Source organism: Brevibacterium jeotgali, from assembly GCF_900169175.1.
Taxonomy (GTDB): Bacteria; Actinomycetota; Actinomycetes; order Actinomycetales; family Brevibacteriaceae; genus Brevibacterium; species Brevibacterium jeotgali.
Map to the genome: position 1 here is coordinate 1 of NZ_FXZM01000045.1, position 1,229 is coordinate 1,229.

1 protein-coding gene is annotated in these 1,229 nt (G+C 60.7%); it reads right to left on the reverse strand.

What is annotated here, in order from left to right; all coding sequences use genetic code 11:
- On the reverse strand, positions 1-1,229 hold a 1,229-nt coding region (locus BJEO58_RS14740), incomplete at both ends, for an aldehyde dehydrogenase family protein (RefSeq protein ID WP_101590203.1).

The window sequence follows — 1,229 nt, forward strand, 5'->3', positions numbered from 1 at the left end:
TTCAGGAACACCATCCCCGCCTCGATCTTCGAACCCACACGCTCCGCACGCTCCAGATCATCAGAGAACACCGCAGAACCCAGACCGAACGGCGTGTCATTCGCCAACGTCACAGCCTCCTCATCAGACCCGACCTTGAACAACATGAACGCCGGACCGAACAACTCCTCGTGATACCCACGCATCCCCGGCTCCACACCCTCGAACACCACAGGCTGCACATACGAACCAGCAGTCTCATAACGATCACCACCGGCCAGCACCGTCGCCCCACCAGCCTTCACCGCATCCACCTGCTCCATGAAGCGCTCACGCGCAGCCGGCGACGACAACGGCGACAGACCCGTATCCCCCGACGACGGATCCTCAGGAATCGCAGCCTTCGCAAGACTCGTCAACTCCGACGCGAACTCATCGTAGATGTCCTCCATCACGATCATCCGCTTCGGCGAATTGCACGCCTGCCCGTTATTGCCCATCCGCGCCTGGAAGAACGTCTTCGCGGACTTCTTCACATCCGACGAGTCCAGCAGCACATACGGATCCGAACCACCCATCTCCAGAACGACCTTCTTGAGGTTCTTACCCGCCTCCGCAGCGACCGCGGAACCGGCACGCTCCGAACCGGTCACCGACACACCCTGATTCTTCGGCGACGGCAGAATGATGTCCGCGACCTGCTCATTCGTCGCATAGATATTGATATACGCATCCGCAGGCACACCCGCCTGATGGAAGATCTCCTCCATCACAGCCGCCGACTTCGGATCCTGCGGCGCATGCTTGAGCAGGATCGTGTTGCCCAGCGCCAGATTCGGAGCCACGAAACGCGCCACCTGGTAATACGGGAAATTCCACGGCATGATGCCCAGCAGCGAACCCACCGGCTTACGCCGCACGAAGGCCTCCTCGCCCTCACTGGTCCCACGCAGCTGCTCATCCGCCATGAACGCCTCAGCATGATCAGCGAAATAGCGGTAGATCAGCTGACACAGCTTGATCTCACCCTTCGCCTCCGGGATGGCCTTACCCATCTCCATATTGATGATCTCCGCGAGCTCATCAGAACGCTCACCATAGATGTCCGCAACCCTCGTGAGGATCGCGGCACGCTCCGCCACCGTGGTCTCCGACCAACCGGTGAACGCCGCCGCACTCCGATCCTGCGCCTCGACGATCTGCTCGTCAGTGGCAGTCGGATACGTTTCCACGACTTCGCCGGTCGCCGG